Source organism: Hymenobacter crusticola (genome assembly GCF_002154225.1).
Classification (GTDB): Bacteria; Bacteroidota; Bacteroidia; order Cytophagales; family Hymenobacteraceae; genus Hymenobacter; species Hymenobacter crusticola.
The window spans coordinates 1-3,906 of sequence record NZ_MTSE01000077.1 but is presented as its reverse complement, the minus strand read 5'-3'; the positions used below and the strand labels follow the sequence as shown (position 1 = coordinate 3,906).

Sequence of the window (3,906 nt, the reverse complement as noted above, 5' to 3'; positions counted from 1 at the left end):
TGTTCCTAGTCCGCTTGGCTGTCAGCGAGGAAAATAGGTATTTATCTATAGTATTATGTATTTGGTGTTGTCTTTGCGCTACCGTTGCCAGCAGTCGGCTATTCTACTGGATCTATTGTATTGGTGCATAGCCCTTCCGTGGGCCCCTACTTATCTATTCAGTATGCGGTTACGTCGCTTATATTCTGACGCGCACCTGAGGATCTCCTTCGATTCCCTGCTGACCGGGCTGTTCTGGCAAATGGCCCAGGACCGCACGCCCGCGGAAGTACAGCAGTAAAAGTCTACGTAGATAGGACGAAGCCGGAGCCCCCGAAGCGGTTCCGGCTTCGTCCTGTTGACGGGTGTCGAACGACGCTTGCGTCGTGGCCATCTAGGTTGCGGCCGCAACTATCCGACGGGGCGGCTGTTCTCAGGCACTTAACCTAGCCACCTACTCGCGCGGAGAGCACCTCTTCACGCTGGGCGTTTGCCCGGAATGCCCGGTTCCGGCGAGTGGTGGCCAATATTTCATTCAGGCGTACTTCTTATGACTATTGTTTCTCAAAGGCCAGTGGAAACGCGGCAGCAGAAAATCGCTACCCTGCTGGCCTTAGCGCTGCTGCCTTTATCCGGGTTTGCGACGGATATCTATATTCCTTCTATGCCCTCCATGGGAGCCGCCCTGCACGTGACCAGCCTGCAGGTGCAGCTGACCTTAAGTTTTTTCCTGATTAGCTACGGGGTAGCCCAGCTGTTCGTCGGAAGTATCGTGGACAGTTTCGGCCGCTACAAGCTCAGTCTGGCGGCGTTAGGGCTCTTCATCCTCTCTTGTTTGGTTATCGCTACGACGGGCAATATCTACCTCCTCTACGCCATGCGCGTGGTGCAAGGCATTACCGTAGCCGGAATAGTGGTTGCTAAGCGAGCCTATTTTGTGGACGTCTATACGGGTGAGCGCCTGAAAAGCTATTTAAGCCTCTTCACCATCATCTGGTCGGCGGGCCCCATCATTGCCCCATTCTTAGGCGGGTATTTGCAGGACCTTTTTGGCTGGGAGGCTAATTTCTACTTTCTGGCGGCATTTGCCGCGGTACTCCTCGTCTTGGAAGTACTGTTCAGCGGCGAAATACTCCGGACGCCTACGGAATTTCGACTCAAGAAGATCGTTGGTATCTATGGCGAGATGATCGGAACCCTCCCGTTTACCCTGGGGATTGTCATGTTGGGCTTCGCTTACACCATGGTCATGGTCTATAACATGTCCGGTCCCTTTATCATTGAGCATCAGTTGCAGAGGAGCCCGGTCATTGCGGGCTATTGTTCGCTGCTATTAGGGGTTGCCTGGATGATCGGCGGATTGATTGGGAAGGCCACGATCAACAGTCCGTTTACTAAAAAGATGCTGTGGAATGTCGGGCTGCAGGTCACGTTCACCATGCTAATGATTCTCAGTCTGGGCTTTCTGGTTAATTTGTATACGCTGTTGTTTTTTGCCTTCCTGATTCACGTCTGCGCCGGGTATACGTATAACAATTACTTCGCCTATAGCTTAAGCCGGTTTCCTAAAAACGCAGGAATTTCCGGGGGCTTAACCGGGGGGATCGTCTACATCCTGGTTTCCTTTCTGAGTTATGCCATCATCGAAGCCTTTCCCGCCAAAGACCAACGTAGCTTGAGCTACAGCTATTTTGTGCTGGCCTTACTTTCTGGGGTTCTCATGTTTACGCTGGCAACCTACTGGGACAAATCAAAGCCCCGTGTAAAGGAGATAGTGGACGACGAGAAGTAAGGCCATCGAAGGGCGAAGCTAGCATCAGTGCCAGCTAATTTTCCTAGCTAGCGGCCGTGCACAAAGCAAAATAGTGTGGGTGTATCTTGGCGAACAGTTTGGTGAGCAGGAACTGGTCGGAGACAAATGACACAACAAATACTCGATTTGAGTGAACATGTTAGTTAAAAGACAGCCTCTAAACTATTAGTAGGGCTGTTTATAGTCTGTCTAGTCGGCAGAGAGTTGTACAAGAAAAAGGAGTATTTCGTGAACAACTCCGACGAAAAGTGACGCTCATTTTACCTAAAAGCAGGTTTTAGTCTTCCTCATTGGAAGTAATTTGTTTATCCAAAGGAGGAAAACAATCAATTTATTCCCGGACAAGACACTAACCACTGATGTTTCTTCTGCCGAAGAAACCGCAACGGATGCTGATAGTAACATATACCTGGTCGGTGTTTTCAGGGGCACAATTAGCTTCGGGACAACTCTGCTAACTAGTGCAGGCGAGCAAGACGCATTTGTGGCAAAGTAGAGCCTTAGAAGTCCTTCTTGCTGATGTGCTGGTGCGCGGTCGCTTTCGCGCTCTGCACCTTAGATACTCCGTTGCTAGGCCCACTTCGCTACCGATCAGAGGCCAGCAGGGCCCTGTGGTATGCCAGCTAACAACAGCTACGAAGATAGTATGCCTAGTGAGTAAAGGTTGCCACTCCGTGGCTGCGACAGAGGGAGGAAGTATGTTTTGCAACTAGCGGAGGTGAACACTTTGTGCGTAGCTTAGTAAGCGGTTGCGATGGCCCACGCCCTGCTGGAAGCCGGCGAACGTCAGGAGTTGTTCGTGGCCGTCCCGGTAGCGGAGCCGAACAGCACTGGGATCGACCGGCTCTAGGGCGGTCAACTCTGCCCAGCAGACCTGATGGACGGAGGAAAACAGGCCGGTGCGGATGGCGAACCCGTCCGCCTGGAGCTGTAGGTATCGCCGCTGGGTTAGGGCCTGGAAGCTAAAAGCCAAGACCACGTAAAGTAACGCCACCAGCGCATAAAGCCATGGCAGTAAGTGGGTGCGATGCGGGGCTCCTGCCAACTCGGCGGCGTGATGGCGATGCCAGAGGTGGTAGCTTTCCAGGGCTAATATCGCCGCCGCCGCCAATTCCAGCCAGGCGATGCGTGGCTGCTGGAAAGGATAGTGGTGCAAGTGCCGCAGCTCCCGCACCATCAGCACGAGGTACGTGAGGCCGACGATCACCTCTAGACTCGTCAGTAGTGTTAGCGCTTCCTTACCCGATGCGAGCGGCGTTACGCCTAGCACTAGGATTAAAGCAGGAGCCAGATGGCCTACAGCTTTTCCCACTTGCCGCCGTACATGCTGACGTGGCAACAGGGGGAGTCGGATAGGTGGTGAGGGTGGGGAAGGATCCATAGTCAACAGGCAGGAGAGGAGAGTGGCGGCGGCTCTTGGACATAGCCTGCATGATCGAAGTACACGAGGGTCAATTACCCGTTCAAGCGCCTGCTTACCAGACGGCGTAGAAGTTCCAGGCGATGTGCAGAAGAATAGGGACCAGCAGTGAACCCGTGTACTGCCGCGCTGAACCAAGTAAGAGGCCTTCGATGAAAATGATGAGAATGACGGCAGGCGTATAGTCCAAGTGCAGTAGCGACCACCCTGCGGCCGTGAGCAGAATCACGATGACAACAGGCAAGCCCGCGCTACGCAGTCGGGCAAATACCATCCCGCGAACCACCAATTCCTCGGCAACAGGCCCCAAGATGCCCACGCCGAGTACGCGTGCTATGGATACCCAGAGGGGCTGCGCTTGCCAGGGGTGGAAGTCAAATGTCCCGCGCCAGTGCAGTACGGAATCGCTGGCTAACATCCACACCAAAGCGAGGAGCAGCCAGCCCAACAAAGGCAACAGCGGGGGGCGCACGAGCCCGAGATCTGTGACAAAGGACACGTGACGCGCGCGGCTGATAAGCAGCGTGGTGATAAGCACCACTAGCGGCACGACCACCTTCAGTAAAGGACTCATGCCAGAAAAAAAATCAAGGTAATCGGCAGCATTGAGGGCAGGATGCACAAGTGAAACAAGCAAGTACCGCATGGGCGATCAAGCGACCTAAGTAACAGTAAATATTTAGTAGTAGCAAAA

At 53.5% G+C, this 3,906-nt stretch carries 3 protein-coding genes; 1 reads left to right on the top strand and 2 read right to left on the bottom strand.

What is annotated here, in order from left to right; genetic code table 11:
* Nucleotides 1-529: 529 nt before the first annotated feature.
* Nucleotides 530-1,771 carry an MFS transporter gene (locus tag BXP70_RS28805; protein WP_086597576.1) on the top strand — a complete coding sequence of 414 codons (1,242 nt, stop codon included), beginning with the start codon at nt 530-532 and terminating at the stop codon, nt 1,769-1,771.
* A 730-nt stretch (nt 1,772-2,501) separates the two neighbouring features.
* Here the strand turns inward: BXP70_RS28805 and BXP70_RS28795 are convergent.
* Nucleotides 2,502-3,173, bottom strand: a complete 672-nt coding sequence (locus BXP70_RS28795; protein ID WP_143436783.1) for a hypothetical protein — start codon at nt 3,171-3,173, stop codon at nt 2,502-2,504.
* 94 nt (nt 3,174-3,267) lie between these two features.
* A complete protein-coding gene (locus BXP70_RS28790) occupies nt 3,268-3,786 on the bottom strand; it encodes a CPBP family intramembrane glutamic endopeptidase (RefSeq protein WP_179197896.1) in 519 nt (172 codons plus the stop codon).
* Nucleotides 3,787-3,906: the final 120 nt, after the last annotated feature.

Bases quoted from the DNA above. Each gene is read 5' to 3' on its own strand.
- BXP70_RS28805 (WP_086597576.1), top strand. From the start codon at position 530: ATGACTATTGTTTCTCAAAGGCCAGTGGAAACGCGGCAGCAGAAAATC.
- BXP70_RS28795 (WP_143436783.1), bottom strand. From the start codon at position 3,173: ATGGATCCTTCCCCACCCTCACCACCTATCCGACTCCCCCTGTTGCCA.
- BXP70_RS28790 (WP_179197896.1), bottom strand. From the start codon at position 3,786: ATGAGTCCTTTACTGAAGGTGGTCGTGCCGCTAGTGGTGCTTATCACC.